Source organism: Pseudoalteromonas sp. 1CM17D, from assembly GCF_023161805.1.
Classification (GTDB): domain Bacteria; phylum Pseudomonadota; class Gammaproteobacteria; order Enterobacterales; family Alteromonadaceae; genus Pseudoalteromonas; species Pseudoalteromonas atlantica.
The window spans coordinates 1-19,425 of the sequence record NZ_JALNTP010000009.1 but is presented as its reverse complement, the minus strand read 5'-3'; the positions used below and the strand labels follow the sequence as shown (position 1 = coordinate 19,425).

At 42.2% G+C, this 19,425-nt stretch carries 15 protein-coding genes; 13 read left to right on the top strand and 2 right to left on the bottom strand.

Going from position 1 to position 19,425, the window contains the following annotated elements; all coding sequences use genetic code 11:
• The first annotated feature begins 175 nt into the window (after positions 1-175).
• The 6 genes from MSC25_RS15230 (at position 176) to MSC25_RS15205 (ending at position 7,015) form a co-directional block, all read left to right on the top strand.
• Positions 176-1,195, top strand: a complete 1,020-nt coding sequence (locus MSC25_RS15230; protein ID WP_004588711.1) for an XdhC/CoxI family protein — start codon at positions 176-178, stop codon at positions 1,193-1,195.
• A 1-nt stretch (position 1,196) separates the two neighbouring features.
• Entirely contained in the window at positions 1,197-1,805 is a 609-nt protein-coding gene (locus tag MSC25_RS15225; RefSeq protein ID WP_248443887.1) for a nucleotidyltransferase family protein, read from the top strand.
• A 194-nt stretch (positions 1,806-1,999) separates the two neighbouring features.
• The gene (locus MSC25_RS15220) at positions 2,000-2,488 is read left to right on the top strand and encodes a (2Fe-2S)-binding protein (RefSeq protein WP_248443886.1); all 489 of its coding nucleotides are present in this window, start codon (positions 2,000-2,002) and stop codon (positions 2,486-2,488) included.
• Positions 2,489-2,500: 12 nt separating this feature from the next.
• A complete protein-coding gene (locus MSC25_RS15215; RefSeq protein ID WP_248443885.1) occupies positions 2,501-4,792 on the top strand; it encodes a molybdopterin cofactor-binding domain-containing protein in 2,292 nt (763 codons plus the stop codon).
• An 84-nt stretch (positions 4,793-4,876) separates the two neighbouring features.
• Positions 4,877-5,848: a GTP 3',8-cyclase MoaA gene (moaA, locus tag MSC25_RS15210; protein WP_055253993.1), complete on the top strand. Its 972-nt coding sequence runs from the start codon at positions 4,877-4,879 to the stop codon at positions 5,846-5,848.
• Positions 5,849-5,977: 129 nt separating this feature from the next.
• On the top strand, positions 5,978-7,015 hold the full coding sequence (locus MSC25_RS15205) for a GGDEF domain-containing protein (RefSeq protein WP_248443884.1): 1,038 nt from the start codon (positions 5,978-5,980) through the stop codon (positions 7,013-7,015).
• Between the two features lie 8 nt (positions 7,016-7,023).
• On the opposite strand, the gene MSC25_RS15200 is transcribed toward MSC25_RS15205, so the two are convergent.
• Positions 7,024-7,962 carry a LysR family transcriptional regulator gene (locus tag MSC25_RS15200; protein WP_096042919.1) on the bottom strand — a complete coding sequence of 313 codons (939 nt, stop codon included), beginning with the start codon at positions 7,960-7,962 and terminating at the stop codon, positions 7,024-7,026.
• 120 nt (positions 7,963-8,082) lie between these two features.
• Here MSC25_RS15200 and MSC25_RS15195 point away from each other — a divergent pair, with 120 nt between their 5' ends.
• The 5 genes from MSC25_RS15195 to MSC25_RS15175 all read left to right on the top strand — a co-directional run bounded on the left by MSC25_RS15195 (position 8,083) and on the right by MSC25_RS15175 (position 17,377).
• Complete coding sequence (locus tag MSC25_RS15195) at positions 8,083-9,249, top strand: efflux RND transporter periplasmic adaptor subunit (protein ID WP_248443883.1); 1,167 nt, start codon at positions 8,083-8,085, stop codon at positions 9,247-9,249.
• 9 nt (positions 9,250-9,258) lie between these two features.
• The gene (locus MSC25_RS15190; RefSeq protein ID WP_248443882.1) at positions 9,259-12,411 is read left to right on the top strand and encodes a multidrug efflux RND transporter permease subunit; all 3,153 of its coding nucleotides are present in this window, start codon (positions 9,259-9,261) and stop codon (positions 12,409-12,411) included.
• Positions 12,404-13,813, top strand: a complete 1,410-nt coding sequence (locus MSC25_RS15185) for a TolC family protein (protein ID WP_248443881.1) — start codon at positions 12,404-12,406, stop codon at positions 13,811-13,813. The genes MSC25_RS15190 and MSC25_RS15185 overlap by 8 nt, the downstream gene beginning before the upstream one ends.
• Positions 13,814-13,827: 14 nt before the next feature.
• Positions 13,828-14,856 carry a zinc-binding dehydrogenase gene (locus MSC25_RS15180; RefSeq protein ID WP_248443880.1) on the top strand — a complete coding sequence of 343 codons (1,029 nt, stop codon included), beginning with the start codon at positions 13,828-13,830 and terminating at the stop codon, positions 14,854-14,856.
• A 265-nt stretch (positions 14,857-15,121) separates the two neighbouring features.
• A complete protein-coding gene (locus MSC25_RS15175; RefSeq protein ID WP_004588700.1) occupies positions 15,122-17,377 on the top strand; it encodes an acyl-CoA dehydrogenase in 2,256 nt (751 codons plus the stop codon).
• 174 nt (positions 17,378-17,551) lie between these two features.
• On the opposite strand, the gene MSC25_RS15170 is transcribed toward MSC25_RS15175, so the two are convergent.
• Positions 17,552-17,809, bottom strand: a complete 258-nt coding sequence (locus MSC25_RS15170; protein ID WP_004588699.1) for a phage integrase N-terminal SAM-like domain-containing protein — start codon at positions 17,807-17,809, stop codon at positions 17,552-17,554.
• A 248-nt stretch (positions 17,810-18,057) separates the two neighbouring features.
• On the opposite strand from MSC25_RS15170, the gene MSC25_RS15165 reads away from it, so the two are divergent.
• On the top strand, positions 18,058-18,441 hold the full coding sequence (locus MSC25_RS15165; RefSeq protein ID WP_054981868.1) for a hypothetical protein: 384 nt from the start codon (positions 18,058-18,060) through the stop codon (positions 18,439-18,441).
• Positions 18,442-18,573: 132 nt separating this feature from the next.
• On the top strand, positions 18,574-19,071 hold the full coding sequence (locus MSC25_RS15160) for a GNAT family N-acetyltransferase (RefSeq protein WP_248443879.1): 498 nt from the start codon (positions 18,574-18,576) through the stop codon (positions 19,069-19,071).
• The last annotated feature ends 354 nt before the right edge of the window (positions 19,072-19,425 follow it).

Below are 19,425 nucleotides of genomic sequence, written 5' to 3'. Positions count from 1 at the left end.
AAGATAATATTTCATATTTAATAACGTCCTATCTGATCGATTTTAAAATATATCACGTACGCTTCTCACTTATTTGTTGCTTGATTATCCTCGTTATATCTAACAAATGAAGCAAAGCGACACCATGGTGATAATTAAAACGCGCGCATATTAAGGTTTGTAATGGCTGCAGTTTATGGTTACTGATTTAAAAGGAATGCTCAATACGTGGTATCCGCTTCGTGATGAACAACAATGGGTGCTCGCAACCTTGTACCAAATTGAAGGGTCTAGCTATCGAAAATTGGGCGCGATGATGCTTATTTCGAGCCTTGGCCAGCGCTTAGGCATGCTTTCGGGTGGCTGTTTAGAGGCTGATATTCAGCGCTACGCTAAACAGGTTATGACCTCATTACATTCTAAAACTATTACCTACGATGCAACCGATGAAGACGACTTAACATTTCAGCTAGGAATTGGCTGTGGTGGTGTGGTGCATATTATTTTGCAAAGCGTTAATAGTAAAAACGAATACTTACAACTAGATAGCATGTTTAATGCGCTTAAAAATAAGCAATCGGGGCACTATACACAGCAAATTAAACCTTTGGTGGCAAAGGGGTCTGGCGTTTTTAAAACCGTGGCGCAGCAGCACAACTTATCTTTAAACCGCAAAGCAACGCTTATAGAGCAAGATAAAGTCCAACGTTTAGAAGTGGCTATTTACCCCAGCGCACATTTATTAATTGTTGGCGGTGGCGCTGATGCGATACCGGTATACGCGTTTGCTAAACAACTCGGGTGGATGGTAAGTGTATGGGATAGCCGAGCTGCAAATGCTAAAAGAGACTACTTTAAGCAGGCCGATAATATTTTGCGTTGCCCAGCTACGCAGCTTAAACAATTTTGCGAACAGCACAAAGTGGATGCCGCTGTTTTAATGGCCCACAGTGTAGAGCTTGACTCACAGGCGTTAGCCGCACTTGAGCAAAGCCAACTAAAGTACATGGGATTACTGGGGCCTACACATCGCCGAGCGCAAGTGTTTGAACATGCAAATACAACGGTAAATAAGGTAGTAGCGCCTGTATTTGGTCCTGTTGGGCTTAATTTGGGAGGCGACTCGCCAGAGAGCATAGCTTTGTCGCTCATTAGCGAAATTCATGCGGTATTTGCTAATAAAGATGCTACATCGTTAAGTAATTGGGGCAACTAAGGTGCGCGTAGCAAAGGTTATTTTAGCCGCTGGGCAATCGTCGCGCTTTAACGGCTGTAAGCTTATAGCCGATGTAGGTAATAAACCAATGATTTGCCGCGCCGTAGATACCTTACAAGGTAATGACACATTACCCATATACGTTATTAGCGGTGCTTGGCATGCGCAAATTGAAGATGCGTTACGTGGCTATAAAAATGTTGAAATACTGCATAACCCATACTGGCAAATAGGCTTAGGAAAATCCATTGCGCTGGCAACACACACTATAAGTAAGGCGCACTCATTAGAGGGGATTTTATTTATGCTGGCGGATCAGGTTGAGCTTAGTGCTACACACATAAATACTTTAATTACTCATTTTAACAGCAACCCGTCGCGCTGGTGTGCTAATTATGGCGAACGCCTTGGCGTACCTGCTGTATTTCCTGCCTGTGATTTTAAAACACTCGCAGCGCTAAATTGCGATAAAGGCGCTCAACATTTACTGCGCGATACACAGGTTGACGTTAATACCATTTTACTTAAGCAGGCAAGCACAGATATCGACACTCAACAGCAATTAAAGCAGTTTATTAATAATAACAACAACCTAACTGTAAGCGAATAAACTAAAAAATATAGCCTAAACTTTAGGTTAAACGTTCAAAACGAGATTAGATTTTTAACAGTTATGCCAGCGCGCATTTTAAATGTGCGCTGCAATGCAAAGCGTAATAGTTTCAACGTACGGTGGTATAAAAAGTAACGTGTATGGGTCATGCGTTACTTTAATTTTATTTAGGCTTAATCAAGGGGCAAGCTATGGTGACGTTTACAGTTAATGGCAAAGAGGTTAAATCGCAAGCAAGTGCAGATACACCTTTGCTGTGGGTTATTCGCGATGAAATAGGGTTAAAAGGAACTAAGTTTGGTTGTGGTATTGCTATGTGCGGCGCATGTACAGTGCATCTAGATGGGCAAGCAACGCGCTCGTGTGTATTACCCGTGGGCGCAGTGGCAGGAAAAAACATTACCACCATAGAAGGGCTCAATAATGAGCATCCGCTGCAAAAAGCGTGGGTCGATGAGCAAGTACCTCAGTGTGGTTACTGTCAATCTGGGCAAATTATGCAAGCTGCTACGTTATTAGCAGACAACCCAAATCCAACAGATCAAGAAATAGTAAATCATATGAATGGCAACTACTGCCGCTGTATGGCGTACAAGCGTATTAAATCGGCTATACAACGTGCAGCTGATGAATCGCAAAGTGCAGTACAAATGTTTAACCCCAAAGAGCTAGACGTGTAACTGGAGCCGACAATGAAAAAACTATTTCAAAAAAATACCGAAACCGTAGATTTAAACCGTCGCTCTTTTATGATTAGTACAGCAACTGCTGGCCTGGTTATGGCATTTGCTCCGGCTTTATTTTCAGGTGAACTTAGCGCCAAAGAGTCGATTGCACAACAATCGTTTTCACCCACAATTTGGTGGACTATGAACCAGCAAGGTGAAGTAGTCGTTAGTATTGCCAAAGCTGAAATGGGCCAGCACGTAGGCACCGCCTTAGCGCGTATTGTGGCAGATGAGCTTGAGTGCGACTGGGATAAAGTATCAATCACGTATGTAGATACTCACGAAAAGTGGGGCTACATGGTTACAGGTGGCTCGTGGTCTGTATTTCAAAGCTTTAAGCCGCTTTCACAAGCTGGCGCTGCGGGGCGTATAGCCCTTATAGACGCTGGAGCTAGTATGCTGGGGGTTAAGCCTGAGCAGTGCCACGCAAGTAAAGGGCGCATAATTGCAGGCGATAAATCGCTCAGTTATGCCGATATTGTTAAAAATGGTGAGTTTAACCGTACCTTTAGCAGTGAAGAAGTTGCAAAACTGCCGTTAAAGCCTGCCAATAAACGCCACTTAACGGGTTTAAAACAAGACTTTAAAGCGCTTGATATTCCGGCAAAAACAAATGGTACTGCCGTATACGGTATAGATGTAGAGCTTGAAGGCATGGTGTATGCGCGCCCTGTGATCCCACCAACACGCTATGGTAGCGAAGTGACACAGGTGGACGATAGCGCTGCAAAAACAATAAAAGGCTATAAAGGGTTTGAGATTTTAAACGACCCGAGTAATACCGTACAAGGCTGGGTGGTGGTTTTAGCTGACAATTACCCCAGTGCTATTAAAGCGGTAGATGCGCTAAAAGTAACCTATAAAAAAGGGCAAACAGCTAATGTTACAGAGGCCGATATTCAATCCCTAGGCGAAAAATTATGTAACGATAGCAGCGCTGGCACCTTATTTGTTAATGAAGGTGATACCGCTAAAATGCAGGCTGAGGCAACGCAGTCTCTTGAGTCACTGTACACCACAGCAACAGCAAGCCATTATCAATTAGAGCCGCTTAACGCAGTGGCAGAGTTTAAACAAGACAAGTGGATTATCCATACCGGTAATCAGTGGCAGTCTTTAACACTACCTGCATTGGCCAAGGCGTTAGAGGTTGAACAAAATAACGTTATTATTCGCCCTTATTATTTAGGCGGTGGATTTGGGCGTCGTTTATTTGGTGATTGGACTGTGCCTGCAGCATTAACAGCGAAAGCGATTGGCAAACCCGTAAAACTGGTATTTACGCGCGCCGACGATAGCTTATTTGATCAATCACGCTCTGCCTCTACAGCTAAATTAACTGCTTCGTTTAATGAAAATGGCGAGCTTAGTGCAATGGAACATGCTTTTGCAGCAGGCTGGCCAACAAAAGCAATGGCACCTGGCTTTTTATCACCAGGGGTTGATGGCAAAGGTAAGTTTGATGCATTTTCAGCCTCTGGAGCCGATCACTGGTACAGCATGGATAACCACCGTGCCCGCGCAATTAATAACGAATTAGCGCAAAGCACATTTACCCCAGGATGGCTTCGCTCGGTAGGTCCTGGCTGGATAGCATGGAGCTTAGAGTCTTTTATCGACGAAATAGCGCACAAACAAGGGATTGATCCGGTTGAGTTTCGTTTATCAATGCTCGATGGCAAAGGTAAACAAGCAGGTAAAGCCCCTGAAAGCGTAGGCGGAGCGCTGCGCTTAAATGCGGTACTTAAAAAAGTGTCAGCGAAGGTCGCAAATGTTAAGCTGGGTGAAAATGAAGGCATTGGTTTTTCAGTAAGTTCAGGCCAAGAGCGTAATATGCCAGCGTGGATTGCCACAGCAGCCCATGTGCACGTAAATAAAAGCGATGGCAAAATTACGCTTAAAAAGCTTTACGCCGTGGTAGATGCAGGTTTAATTGTTCACCCAGATGGTGCACTAGCCCAGCTTGAAGGTTCGTTATTGTGGGGTACAAGCCTTGCGTTACATGAATCAAATAATTACCAAAACGGACAAGTAGCAGCCACTAACTTTAACACTTACTTGCCACTTAGAATGCAAGATGTGCCCGATATGGACATAGAGTTTGTACAAAGTGATGAGTTTCCAATGGGCTTAGGTGAGCCTGGAGTAATTGGGGTTGCACCAGCTATTGGAAATGCGGTATTTAATGCAGTCAGTGTACGGTTACGTAATTTACCCATGAAACCCAATGAGCTTAAAGCAGGTCTTACGGCCTAGTTAAGTGCTAACAAAGCGCGTAAGGCACAGGCTTTACGTGCTTTGAACTTAGCGATGAATTATTAAAATGTTAAAGGCTTTTTTATGCTAGTCGACCCAGCAGGGCGAAAATTTAGTTATCTACGTTTATCCATTACTGATGTATGTAATTTTAAGTGTGTGTATTGCTTACCGGATGGTTATCAATGCGATCACGACCGAGACTTCCTTTCACTTAACGAAATTAGCAATACAGTAAACGCCTTTGCTCATCATGGCATATCAAAGTTACGCATTACTGGCGGTGAGCCAACCCTCAGAAAAGATTTTATAGATGTAATTCGTGCGGCAAAAGACACCCAAGGTATTACCAAAATAGCCGCCACTACAAATGGTTACTCAATGCATAAACATGTTAAAGATTGGGCACACGCAGGGCTCAATGCAATAAATGTTAGCATCGACAGCCTAGACCCACGTATGTTTAATACCATTACCGGCAACGATAAGTTTGCCACGGTTATGCAAGGCATAGACACGGCCCTAGAGAGCGGCTTAGATTCAGTAAAAATAAATAGCGTACTAATGAAACAGTACAATGGTCGTGCCCTTGAACCTTTTTTAGCCTATTTAAAGCACAGACCCGTAACGATGCGCTTTATTGAGTTAATGCAAACAAACGACAATAAAGCATTTTTTGATGCTAACCATATATCGGGGCAATCCATAAAAGAGCAGTTGCTTCGCGCTGGTTGGCAGCCCATTATACGCGATGTAACGGCGGGGCCTGCGCAAGAGTTTTTCCATCCTGATTATTTAGGCAAAATAGGGTTAATAATGCCTTACAGTAATGACTTTTGTGCTACCTGCAACAGGTTAAGAATTTCATCACTGGGGAAACTGCATTTATGTTTGTTTTCTGAGCAGGGTATATCACTTAGAGAATACATGAGTGATAACACTAATCAGGCATTAATTGATCAGTTAGCGCGTTATATAAAAACAAAAAAACCAACGCACTTATTGCACCAAGGTAACACCGGGGTCACTACAAACTTATCTATGTTAGGTGGTTAATCCTTATAGTAAGCTGTTTGGTTGGGTGCTAGTGCCTCTGTAGTGAGTAAAGTTAATGTTTTCTTATATCTACTTGTTATATTTAATTTTAGCGTTACACTAAATTTTTTATTATTTTAAGTTTTTTGAATGGATATAGCAGCACTTAGTAGTACTAAATCATTAAGAAGAAACGTTCTGAAATGGATGTGCTTGTGTTTTGGTTTTGTCTCATTGTTTTTTGCTGCGTTTAATATTTTTTTAAATAACTTTGCGTTATTAGGCTATTTAGAAATAGCGCTCACTGTATTTTGTGCCTACACCTACCACCGCTTAAACACACACGCACTCGAAGTATGGCAATCTGTTGTTATGTGCATATTTGTCACCTTTGTTATTGTATTAGGTAATTATTTAGCAAAGCCAATAAATGGTTTGTATGTGTGGTCGTTTGCGTTACCTGTGTTGTATTACCTACTGTTAGGTAAGCGCTATGGCATTGTATTATCGGCTTTGTTGTTTGTACTCCAGGGGGCCATATTATTAACAAAATCATCGCAACTTCCTCTAACTACGCTTAATTTCAGTTTAAATCTTACATTTGTTTATATCAGTATTTGGGCTATTTCTCATGTTTTTGAAGGCAGCCGCGCTCTATCGTCTAAGCGGCTGAAAAATCTGGCCTTGTTAGACCCGCTTACCGGGGCTGCAAACCGTTTATCAATGAACCATTACTTTGCAGTAGAGCTTAAAGATAAGTCGCAACTTTATTTGTTTTTACTCGACCTAGACTTTTTTAAACAGGTTAACGACACCCATGGCCACGCAGTAGGGGATAAAGTGCTGATTGAAGTCGCCACCTTATTACGGGTTGTATTGGCAAAAGGGTATGTATTTAGAGTGGGCGGGGAAGAGTTTGCTTTACTACATTCTTTCGGATCACAAAGTGATGCATTGGCATTGGCCGAAACCATAAGAGAAAAACTCAACAATACGGCATTTGAGATTGATGGGCTAAAAATAAATGTAACTGCCAGTATTGGCGTTGTTAAGTATGGCCAAGGCGACACCCTTGAAAAGTTTGTAATTAAAGCAGATAAACAACTCTATAAAGCAAAAGAATATGGCCGCAATAAAGTGTACTTTCAAGCAAATGCCAACCTGATTGAAAAGCCTCAAATAGCCTAAGTACGAGGCTAGTACATTTGCTCAAAATTTGGGATGTTGTTTTCCCAAATTGGTTTGTCTTTACCTAGGTATTCTCTCACTGCATCAAAAAATAAACGTGTTCTTACCGGTAAGTCTCTGTGTGGGTACACCGCATACATATGGCTAAACTCTTTTAACTTAACATCCGTTAAAATGGGCACCAATTGACCTTGTGTAATTTCTTTATCGATAATAAATGCTGGCGCAACAAAGTAGGTAGTCCCTGAAATAGCTTTCATTAGCAGTACTTCAGCGTCGTTTGCTCTGTACACGCTTTTTATTTTTAGCTCGCACGGCTCACCTTTACTATCGTAGTAATCTATGGTTTCTACGCGCATAGCGTTACTTGCATAACTCGCTGCGGGTAACTCCACCAGCTCTTCTATGGTTTGTGGCATACCATAGGTTTTTATAAATTCAGGGGCGGCTACAATAAGCAGCCTATTACGGGCAATTTTACGGGCAATTAACGAGGAGTCTTTAGGCTCACCAATTCTAAATGCTAAATCAAACCCTTCAGATACAATATCAACTAGCCTATCGTCTAAACGTAGCTCTACTTCTACTTGTGGAAAACGTTTTTGGAAGTCGTTTAGCACAGGTTGTAAATAACGCCGACCAATTAATGTTGACGAGGTAACCTTTAGCACACCGCGTGGCTCTAGGTGGTAGTTTTCGGCCATACGTACGGTTTCACCAAGTAGCTCTCTTAGCTCTGACGCTTTTTTAATCATTTCGGCACCGGCGGCCGTTAACGAAAACGAACGGGTGGTGCGGTTTAATAACCTAACACCTAGCTCGTCCTCTAATCGACTGATTTGTTTAGATATAACAGAGCGGTCTATGTTTCTTATTTCTGCAGCTTTGGCAAAAGAGCCTTGTTCTACCACTTCAAGCAGCATTAAAAGCCGGCTTGTTGTATCCATTATGATCACCTAATAAATGCTATTGATGCCATTTTGGCATTAATGAATTTATAAATCTATGGTTTTTGTCCGCAAGTATAGTCCGTAACATGCCAGGTAAATAAATAAAGGAGCGTCTTCATGAATAAACATTTAATTGCTGCTGCATTAGCTGCGGCAACTCTATCCTTAGCGGGCTGTGCCGATGAGAGCGCACCAAATGCGCAGCAACAACAATTACAACCTATCGATGTAGCACAAGTTTTAATTAAACCAGTACAAAGCTGGCACACCTACACCACGCGTTTAGAATCGCCGCAAGAAGTTGCGCTGATGCCGCGCGTATCTGGGGTGATTGATAGCATTGAATTTAAAGAAGGTGATGTTGTTAAGCAAGGCGATGTGTTGTTTCAACTTGACGAGCGCCCTTTTGCAGCGGTTGTAGCAAGCCTAGAAGCGCAAATACACAGCGCAGAAGCTGCACTTGAACAAGCCAAAAGTGAAGACAAACGAGCAGTGCGCTTATTAGAGCGTAAAGCTATTTCAACAGAACAAGCACAGGCGCGTACCTCAACGCTTCGCCAGCGCGAAGCACAACTTGCAGCGCTGCAAGCACAGCTTACCTCTGCAAAGCTCGATTTAGAATTTACATCAGTGGTTTCGCCGATTGATGGTGTTATCTCACGCGCAAATATTACCAAAGGTAATAACGTATTAGCGGGCCAAAGTGTATTAACGTCAATTGTTTCTAATAAAGCAATGTATGCCTACTTTGATGTTGATGAGCGTACATGGAATAGCGCTTTTAACGATGTAACCGCGCAAAGCCGCCAAACTGTTGTTATGCAAAAAGTAGGGCAAAAAGTGTTTGCCTACCAAGGCTATATTAATTTTATTGATAACCAAATTAATTCAGCAACGGGTACTTTACGTGTACGTGCGGTATTTGAACAAGATAACAATCAATTACGTGCAGGTTCTTTTGCTCGCGTTAAATTGGCAGCAAACGAAGTGAGCGAAAAAGTAATTATTCCTGAGCGTGCTATTGGCACCGATTTAAAAAATCGCTTTGTGTTAACCGTTGGCGAAAACAACGTGCTTGAATACAAATTAATAGAAGTAGGAGAGCGCTATGGTGCGTTACGCGCTGTTACTGCTGGCCTAAACGAAGGCGATGTTATTGCGGTAAATGGCCCTGCACGTGTAGGCCCAGGTATGCCAATTTCGCCAAATACAGTGACAATTGATGCAAGCGGCGTGGCTTTTACACTGTCAAACGACAACGCGCAGCTAATGGCTAAGCAATAAGGTTTATTGATGAAATTTTCACACTTTTTTATTCAGCGACCAATTTTTGCAGCCATGCTGTCGTTGGTTATTTTAATTGCTGGTGGTATTTCACTGTTTCAACTTCCTGTAAGTGAATACCCAGAAGTTGTGCCACCTACTGTTGTGGTAACAGCAAATTACCCAGGTGCTAACCCAACCGTTATTGCGCAAACTGTGGCAACGCCGCTTGAGCAAGAAATTAACGGCACCGAAAACATGCTGTATATGTTTTCTCAAGGTACCAGTGATGGCCGCATGACACTTACGGTAACGTTTGCATTAGGCACCGACCTAGACCGTGCACAAGTACAAGTACAAAACCGTGTAAACAGTGCATTACCACGTTTGCCCGAAGAGGTGCAGCGCTTAGGTGTAGTAGCCGAAAAATCATCACCCGATTTAACCATGGTGGTGCATTTATACTCGCCTGAAAACAGCCACGACACAGCGTATTTATCTAACTATGCCGACATTCATATTAAAGATGAAATTGCCCGTTTACCGGGTGTAGGCGATATTCGTTTATTTGGCGGTGGTAAGTACTCTATGCGTGTGTGGTTAAACCCAGATGCATTAGCAGCGCGTGAGCTTACAGCCACCGATGTTGTGGCTGCTTTGCGATCGCAAAATCAGCAAGTTGCAGCGGGTAGCTTAGGTGCACAGCCAATTTCTAACGACAGCCAATTTCAAATTTTGTTAAACGTAAAAGGGCGTTTAAACAGTGTTGAAGAGTTTGAAAAGGTCATTATTAAAGTGGGCGAACAGGGGCAATTAACGCGTTTGTCTGATGTAGCCCGTGTTGATTTAGGCCAAGATACCTATGCACTTCGTGCAGAGCTTGATAACCAACCAGCACTTGCGATGCCAGTGTTTCAGCGCCCGGGTTCAAATGCAATTGAGCTCTCTGATCAAGTACGCGAGACCATGGCTCGTTTATCACAAGATTTTCCGGCAGGGGTTGAGTACGACATTGTTTACGACCCCACTGTGTTTGTACGTGGTTCAATAGATGCGGTTATAGCAACGCTACTTGAAGCCATTGTATTAGTTGTAATTGTGGTTATTGTATTTTTACAAACGTGGCGCGCGTCTATTATTCCATTGATTGCGGTGCCAATTTCGTTAATTGGTACGTTTGCTGTAATGCAATGGCTAGGCGTGTCTATTAATACACTTTCGCTGTTTGGCTTGGTGCTGGCAATTGGTATTGTAGTTGATGATGCGATAGTTGTTGTTGAAAACGTAGAGCGAAATATAGAACAAGGGCTTTCGCCTTTAGAGGCAACACGTGTTGCTATGAGCGAAGTAACCGGGCCAATTATTGCGATAGCGTTAGTGCTGTGTGCGGTATTTATTCCTACTGCATTTATTACCGGTTTATCGGGTCAGTTTTATAAGCAATTTGCACTAACAATTACTATTTCGACTGTTATTTCGGCGTTTAACTCCTTAACCCTATCGCCTGCGCTATCGGCATTATTATTAAAATCGCACGATGCAAAACCAGATGCATTCACGCGTTTACTTAATAAACTGTTTGGTGCGTGGTTATTTAAACCGTTTAACCGCGTGTTTGACCGTGGTGCTAAAGGCTACGAAAAGCTGGTACAAAAGCTTATACGTATGAGCTTTATTGTTATGGTGGCCTATGTTGCGCTGGTGGGCGGTACAATTAAATTGTTTGATACCGTACCCGGTGGCTTTATTCCACAGCAGGATAAGCAATATTTAGTTGCGATTGCGCAACTGCCAGATGCAGCCAGTTTAGACCGTACCGAAGATGTGCTCTCGCAAATGCAAAAAATAGCATTAGAAGTACCAGGTGTTGCACACACCGTGGCGTTTCCAGGCTTATCGGTAAACGGTTTTACTAACAGCCCAAATAGCGGCATTGTATTTACGCCACTTGAGAGCTTTGATAAACGTACCGACCCTAGTCAATCAGCGATGGCAATTGCCGCGCAGTTAAATCAGCGTTTTGCAGCTATTGATGAAGCGTTTGTAGCTGTATTTCCGCCACCGCCAATTCAAGGCTTAGGCACAACAGGTGGCTTTAAGCTGCAAATTGAAGATAGAGCAAATAAAGGCTTTGATGCACTATTTAATAGTTTGCAAACCATTATTGGTAAGGCGCAGCAAGACCCCGCGTTAATGGGCCTATATTCAAGCTTTCGCATTCAAGTACCACAAATGGATATTGATATAGACCGCGAGCAAGCACTTATTCAAGGTATTCCTCTTGATGAAGTATTTGACGCATTGCAAATATACCTAGGCTCTGTGTATGTGAATGATTTTAATATGTTTGGGCGTACTTATCAGGTTAATGCGCAAGCTGATGCTGATTTTCGCCTTGATCCTGAGCAAATCCTTAACCTAAAAGTACGTAACAGTGCAGGAAATATGGTGCCGCTTGGCTCGGTACTTACAGTTACACCAACAATAGGACCTGACCGTGTAATGCATTACAACGGTTACCCAAGTGCAGAACTAAACGGCAGCCCAGCCCCCGGTTATAGCTCTGATCAGGCACAAACTGCTATTGAAACAATATTAGCCGACAACCTGCCAACAGGTATTGAGTACGAGTGGACAGAAGTAACGTACCAACAAGTACTTGCAGGTAACACTATGGTTTATGTATTCCCATTAGTTGTGTTGCTTGTATTTATGGTGCTTGCTGCGCAGTACGAAAGTTTACGTTTGCCACTGGCCATAATATTAATTGTACCGATGACTATTTTCTCAGCACTATTAGGTGTGTGGTTTGTAGGCTCAGACAATAATATATTTACTCAAATTGCATTAATTGTACTGGTGGCACTCGCCTCTAAAAACGCCATATTAATGGTAGAATTTGCCCGCGACCAACATGGCGGTGGGTTAACGCACTTTGAGGCAATATTAGCGGCGTGTCGTATGCGTTTACGCCCAATATTAATGACCTCAATTGCCTTTACAGCTGGGGTTGTACCTTTGGTGCTTGCAACCGGTGCAGGCGCGGAAATGCGCCACGCAATGGGTAACGCGGTATTTGCAGGCATGATAGGGGTAACGGTGTTTGGCTTATTATTTACACCTGTGTTTTACATGTTAGTTGTGAAAAAGCAGCAAAAAGCAAAGGGGTTATCGCATGACTAATTTAATCGCTAAACCTATCAAAACGCGCTTAACGTTAAGTGCTGTGTTAGTGGCTGCTTTTTTATCTGGTTGCGCTAGCAAAATAGATACACAAAGCGAGCAAAACGCTATTAACGATTTTGTAGCTCAAGCAAATATTGCCAGCAATGTTGCCACAGCAGATGAAACAAATTGGTGGCACAAGTTAGAGTCAAAGCAGCTTAATGCTTTGGTTAATAGCGCACTTACCAATAACTACAATTTGCAAACCAGCCAATTAACGCTCAAAAGTACCCTTGCCCGACTTGGTGAGCAAAAAGCGCAATATTTACCCCAAGGCGGGGTAAATATTGGCGCAGCACGAAGCGATGCACCGAGTGTGTTTGACCGTCAATCGAGTGCTAACATAGCGCTTGATTGGCAGTTAGATTTATTTGGCCGTATTACTGCTTTGGTTGATGCTGCAAATGCATCGGCCATGAGCCAAGCAGAGCAAGTACGTTCACTGCAAATTGAAGTGGTATCGTCTGTTGTTAAAGGGTTTGTAAGCTATCAAGGTAATGTTGAAAAACAACACATTATAGCCATGCAAATTAACGCATTAGAGCAAAGCATTGAGGTACTACAAGCACGTGTAGATGAAGGCGTTGCCAACGAGCTTGACCTAAACCGTACTATGGCACAGCTTAGGCAGCAAGAAGCCCTAATGCCCGCTATTGAGTATGCTAAATACAGCGACTTATCAACTTTAGCTGTGCTTACAGGTAAGCTTGCGCAAGACATTGCGATAGACAATGAGCAAAACCTGCTTGAGCAAAGCTTTAGCGTTGCGCTTAAAAATGCCAATAGCGCCATTGCCCTGCGCCCTGATATAAGCCGTGCATTGTATGATTTTAGCCAAGCCAACAGCTTAAGTGTGGCGGCAAGTAAAGCCTTACTACCTGATATTAGCTTATCAGCCTTTGCAGGCGTAGTAAGCATAGATAGCACGGGCTTAAAAAATACTGATCAGCAATGGCAAGTAGCCCCCCAATTGCAATGGTCAATATTAAGTTACCCCGCACTCCTTGCCCAGCGCGACGCACAGCAGTTTTTAAGTGAAGCTGCCTACAGCGACTATCAGCAAATAGTATTAAATGCGGTGACTCAAAGTGAACTTTCATTGCAAATGTTGGTCAATCAACAACAGCAAGAGCGTTATGCTAAACAGCGCTATGGCTTTGCAAATAAAGCATTTTTACAAGCACAGGCGATGTACGAAGAAGGCCAAATACCGTACTTAGAGTTGTTAGATGCACGCCAGGATGTTTTAATGGCACAAGAAAACGCTGTTGACACAACTATTGCTACATTGCTTGCTAAAGTGAATGCTTATCAGGCATTTAACGGCCAATGGAGCTATGCACTGAGCAGTACAAAATAGGTAGAGTTAATTGAATGAGCAATACTGAATTATCACATCAAGGCAGCACCTTACAAACAATGCGCGCTATTGTTTTATCACAACCAGATGAGCAAATACGCTTGCAAGATGTTGAGGTTGATATACCCGAGTGCGCCGACAACGAATTGTTGGTAAAGCTTGAGTATGTAGGCCTTAATCCTGCTGATGCCTATTTTGCTAAAACGGGCTTTTGTAAGTGGCAATACCCTCATATTTTAGGCCTAGACGCCGTTGGTGTGGTAGTTAAAGCTAACAAAGGTGTGTTTCCTGGGGTTGGCGAACGAGTAATGTGGCATGCCAATATTGGCGAGCAAGGGGTACTGAGTGAATACACCACGGTGCCTAACTTTGCTGTATCGGTTGTGCCCGATGGGCTGTGCCCTGCAAAGGCTGCTACGTTACCGTGTGCTGGTATGGCCGCCCTTATTAGCTTAGATAAAATTGCCATTACGGAGGGCGACCAAATCCTAATCGAAGGTGGCTCTGGTGCGGTAGGGCAGTTTGCCATTCAATATGCTAAACAACGCGGTGCCGATGTATTTACCACCGCTTCAAAGCGTAATCACAAGCTGGTAAAGCAGCTAGGTGCCGATGTGGTATTCGATTATAACGACAAAAAGTTACGCGACAAAATTCGCCGCGAGCTTGGCCCACAAGGGTTTGATGCTGTAATTGATACCATGGGCGGTGAATCAACGCTTAGAAATATTGAATTAATGCGTTTTTGCGGGCGTATCGCGTGTTTAAACTCGCTGCCTCATTTTGATCAGGATTTAATGTACCACCGAGCGCCTAATATTAGTGTGGTGTCTATTGGTGGTGCGTGGCTTGCCAATAGTTTATGTGCACAGCAGCGCTTAAGTTTTATGGGCAATTTATTGCTTGAAGGCGCGCTATCGGGCGATATTAAAACACCAGCAATCACTGCGGTAGACTTTACTGCTGACTCAGTCAGTGCTGCCTTAAATAACCAAATAGCGGGTGGCTTTACAGGCAAACACGTTGTGCAAATAAGTAGTTAACGTTGCCCACCTTATTTTAAAAACGCAGCCCAAGTGGCTGCGTTTTTTTATGCCTAAAAAATAGCTTTTTATGAGTATGGGGCTTAATTGTTGCCAAATAGAGGTGTTTCAGCGCACAAGTGTAAGCCTTTTAGTTTCAACAGTTTACGTCACCGTAAAGAAAATAAATTGAAAAAACTGTTAATTAATTGAATAGAGTAATTGATCTAAACTGATTTTTATGACGTAATGTAGGTATTATTTATCTGGTCGGATGAGTTCAATCATGAGTTTACGTACAAAATTAAAAAAAGTATTACCAAGTATTTCAATCACTGAACAAGAAGCGCTAGACGCGGGTGATGTGTGGCTAGAAGGGTCTATCTATCAAGGTAAGCCAGATTTTAGCGCACTACGCGATGTGCCGGCTGCTACCCTAAGTGCAGACGAGCAAGCATTCTTAGATGGCCCAGTACAAGAGCTACTAGGCATGATTGACGATTCAGTTATTCAAAACGGTATTCACTTACCAGATGACATATTAGAATTTTTGAAAAAAGAGCGTTTCTTCTCGCTTATCATTCCTAAATCGTTTGGCGGTTTAGAGTTTAGCCCTTATGCAAACTCGACTATTGTGGCAACCATTGCGACAAAAAGCTCTGCAGTAGCGGTAACTGTTATGGTTCCTAACTCTTTAGGCCCAGGTGAATTATTACTGCACTTTGGTACACAAGAGCAGCAAGCGCATTACTTACCACGTTTAGCAAACGGCAGAGACATTCCATGTTTTGCATTAACAAGCCCAGAGGCGGGCTCTGATGCAGGTGGCATTCCAGATATTGGTACTGTAACCAAAGGCATGTACAACGGCGAAGAAGTACTTGGCCTTGAGATCACATGGGATAAGCGTTACATCACACTGGCACCAATCGCTACGGTACTTGGTTTAGCATTTAAGGTAGTGGATCCAGAAGGTTTACTAGGCGGCAAAGAAAACTTAGGTATTACCTGTGCGCTTATTCCTAAAGATCACCCAGGTGTAGAGCTTGGCAACCGCCATGACCCAATGGGTATTCGTTTTTATAACGGTACTACACGTGGTAACAAAGTATTTGTACCAATGGACTTTATTATTGGCGGCCAGAAAAACATCGGTCGTGGTTGGCAAATGTTGGTTAGCTGTTTAGGCGCAGGGCGTGGTATTTCATTACCTGCACTAGGTGTAAGTACTTCGCAAGTAGCATTTAAATCAGCATCTGAATACGCAGCAGTGCGTGAGCAGTTTGGTTTAGCAATTGGTCAATTTGAAGGTATTCAAGAAAAACTAGCAGACATTGCAGGTAAAACATACCTTCAAGAAGCAATGCGCGTACTGACAACTGAAGGCCTAGGCATGGGCTTAAAACCATCGGTTGTTACAGCAATAGCTAAATACCACATGACCGAGCTTGGCCGCGACGTATTAGATTCTGCAATGGATATTCAAGCGGGTAAAGCGATTCAAAATGGCCCACAAAATACCCTTGCAAGCGGTTACGTAGCACAGCCTATTGCAATTACAGTAGAAGGCGCGAACATTCTTACACGTAACCTGATGATTTTTGGTCAAGGTGTTATGCGTTGTCACCCTTATTTACAATCTATGGTTGAATCAATCCATAGTGAAGATAAAGGTGCAGATAAAGAGTTTAACGGCATTTTGCGTAAAACAATTGGTTACAGCACAGCAAATAGCTTACGTGCGTTCCGTTTAGGTGTTTTACCATTTACTGCAAGTGCAAACTCTGCATTACCAGAAGTACGTGAATACGAAAAAGCCGTGCATAAACTATCTGCAAAATTAGCAGTGTATGCTGACTTCTCGTTACTCGTACTTGGCGGTAAATTAAAGCAGGCTGAAATGCTATCAGCACGTTTAGGCGATGTAATGAGCTTTTTATACGCGGCAATGGCATCAATTAAGTATTACGAGCAAAAAGTAGCAAGCAGCGAGCGCGAGCAAGCAGCGCCGTACTTCCACTACGCGACACGTTTTGCACTGCAAAGCGCTGAAGAAGCACTGCATAAGTTTTTAGATAACTTCCCTGCAAGTGGTACTCGTAAGTTTATTCGTTTTGTAACAATGAACTACTCAACTAAAATGCCAAAAATTAGCGACGACTTAATTCGTGAATTAGCAAAACAAGCACAGCTTGATACCGCATTTAAAGCGCAAATTACGCATTTAGTTAAGCCTGTAGAAGGTGACGGTCATCACATAAACGAGCAAGCTTATAAAGCTAAAATGGCATCACTTGTTGAGCTGGCTAAAGTTAAAAAAGCGCTGCGCGCTAAAACAATTAAACCAGGTACACGTTTTGCCATTACGCTAGATAACGCATTAGCGGCAAATGTAATTACTGCGGATGAACATGCGCAACTAATTGATTACAACAAAAAGCGTGAAAAAGCGATTCGCGTTGATGAGTTCGACTTTGACATGAACTTATTAGATGACAACGCACAACCAGTTAACCCACTTAAAAGTGTAGTTAATCAATAAAATTCAATGATGCAAAGCGCCCGCTGTATCGGCGCTTTTATTCTTGATTAAAAAATTAGTGTGGAGCCTCGTTTGTTTAAAACCAAGCGGGGCTTTTTTATGTGTGTAATATAGAGGCAGGGCTAATGGTGGCTCATTTTATGGTCGTTTTGCTTGTTCAATTAGAGTAGCTGTTTAGTTTATTTTCCATACTTTAAATAAAAAGCTCAACGCATTTAAGGCTTGTGTTTGAGTATTAGGAGCAACATTTTGTTGGTTGACTAAATGATTTAAAAAAAGTTCGACCTCATTATCTCCCATCGTTGTTGGGTGCCTCATAGAGTTAAAACGAATAAACGAAGCTATCCAGTATAAATACGCTTTGATGGTACTTTTAGCATAATGCTTTAGATACATTTGTTCGGCTATCATAGTTAAAAAAGGTGATTTCATGATATGAATCTCTAGCAAAATTTAACTGTATATATAGACAGTGCTTGTTGTTTTGTCCAATATTACTGATCTCCACCATTTCGGTGTATTTTCGCACTGATTAAAAATAATTTTCAGTTAACTAATTGTTTACAGGTGTTTATTTGATGGTTAAGATAAATGCGTTGTAATATATGGACATTTGTCGGTTTATAAAACGACAAATGTCGTAGACAAAATTGTTATGTGCCAGGGAAACTAAAGAGGCAATGTTGAGATTTCACGATTATCATCTTCAAAAGTACGAAGTAAGCGACCACGGCAAAACTGTAAAGTTATATTTGGGCTTCGGTTACCCCGGCAAAGAAACTGATTTTTCGGAAATCACCTTCACCGAAGTAGCTATTTATCATTTCGTCCACACTGCATATTCGATTATCACAGACATTGAAAATGTCCCGATTAGCTCTCTCTTCGAAAATGAAAAAGAGAATGTCCAAAATTGGAATCGACATTTTGGCGTCGATATTTGGAAAGATGATATTGAAACTACAGTAAATTATCTTCAAAGTAATAATTACAGTGGCTGGTATATTGAGTCGGCCATAGGTTTCAGTGGGTTTGTTGTGGCTAAATCGGTTAATGGCACATAACAAAAAAATTAAGTCACTCACTTCGTTCGCTGGGACGCATTCATGCGGGGCGGCTTCGCCATTATGCCCCACAAGCCTGCGCCCCTTATTTAAAAGTTATGCGTTCGGCAGATCTTACAGTAAGGATGTAACTTGAAAATTAGACACTTAGAAGAATTTGATCATAAAGATCTTCATAATATTTATAGCTTTACGGAAGTAATGGCAAATACATCACAACTTCCTTTTTTGAGCTCTTCGCAAGTTTCAAATCTCTTTTCAGCATCAAATCAATACACGTTAGTTGCAGAAGTTAATGGTAAAGTGGTTGGACACGTGACGCTATTCCTAACGGATAAAGTTCGGGATAAGCATACTGCTTCTATTGCCATCGCTGTTCATCCTGAAAGTCACGGACAAGGTGTCGGAAAAGCCTTGATGCATGAAGCAATCAATCAAGCTGATAATTGGCTTAATTTAATTCGTGTTGAATTAGAGGTTCATGCTGATAATCTTTCAGCCAAAGCTCTGTATGAAAAGGTAGGCTTTGAAACTGAGGGCATTAAGCGTTTGAGTACATTCAAAAGTGGACGGTATATAGATATGGTTATCATGTCCAGAATCAGCCCTGCACATGGAATGAACGCATAACAAAGCGTTTAAGGCAGATTCGCAACGCATGGCATTCTTGGTTCAAATTGAGTTTTGTGTTTACGGTGTAATGGTTTAGGTTAGTCGTAGGCGTCGCTCACTACTTAACGCGGCGTTAGCAGCCAGAAGTTACCATCATGCAACCAAGTAATCTGTTAAAAATTGAATCATTAAATGATGATTGGCGGGATAAAGACTCCATACTTTTACATGCCTGTTTTCAGCTGCTAAAACAAATAAACAAGACACCCATCTTAAATTTTGTACTTAACGCAATCCTAGATTCTAATTGGAAGTGCACCACCTAATTCATTATAGACTTCATTTGGTGTTTTAAATCCTAAACATTTTCTA

Bases quoted from the DNA above. Each gene is read 5' to 3' on its own strand.
- MSC25_RS15175 (WP_004588700.1), top strand. From the start codon at position 15,122: ATGAGTTTACGTACAAAATTAAAAAAAGTATTACCAAGTATTTCAATC.
- MSC25_RS15220 (WP_248443886.1), top strand. From the start codon at position 2,000: ATGGTGACGTTTACAGTTAATGGCAAAGAGGTTAAATCGCAAGCAAGT.
- MSC25_RS15215 (WP_248443885.1), top strand. From the start codon at position 2,501: ATGAAAAAACTATTTCAAAAAAATACCGAAACCGTAGATTTAAACCGT.
- MSC25_RS15165 (WP_054981868.1), top strand. From the start codon at position 18,058: ATGTTGAGATTTCACGATTATCATCTTCAAAAGTACGAAGTAAGCGAC.
- MSC25_RS15190 (WP_248443882.1), top strand. From the start codon at position 9,259: ATGAAATTTTCACACTTTTTTATTCAGCGACCAATTTTTGCAGCCATG.
- MSC25_RS15170 (WP_004588699.1), bottom strand. From the start codon at position 17,809: ATGAAATCACCTTTTTTAACTATGATAGCCGAACAAATGTATCTAAAG.
- MSC25_RS15200 (WP_096042919.1), bottom strand. From the start codon at position 7,962: ATGGATACAACAAGCCGGCTTTTAATGCTGCTTGAAGTGGTAGAACAA.
- MSC25_RS15230 (WP_004588711.1), top strand. From the start codon at position 176: ATGGTTACTGATTTAAAAGGAATGCTCAATACGTGGTATCCGCTTCGT.
- MSC25_RS15180 (WP_248443880.1), top strand. From the start codon at position 13,828: ATGAGCAATACTGAATTATCACATCAAGGCAGCACCTTACAAACAATG.
- MSC25_RS15185 (WP_248443881.1), top strand. From the start codon at position 12,404: ATGACTAATTTAATCGCTAAACCTATCAAAACGCGCTTAACGTTAAGT.
- MSC25_RS15205 (WP_248443884.1), top strand. From the start codon at position 5,978: ATGGATATAGCAGCACTTAGTAGTACTAAATCATTAAGAAGAAACGTT.
- MSC25_RS15195 (WP_248443883.1), top strand. From the start codon at position 8,083: ATGAATAAACATTTAATTGCTGCTGCATTAGCTGCGGCAACTCTATCC.
- moaA (WP_055253993.1), top strand. From the start codon at position 4,877: ATGCTAGTCGACCCAGCAGGGCGAAAATTTAGTTATCTACGTTTATCC.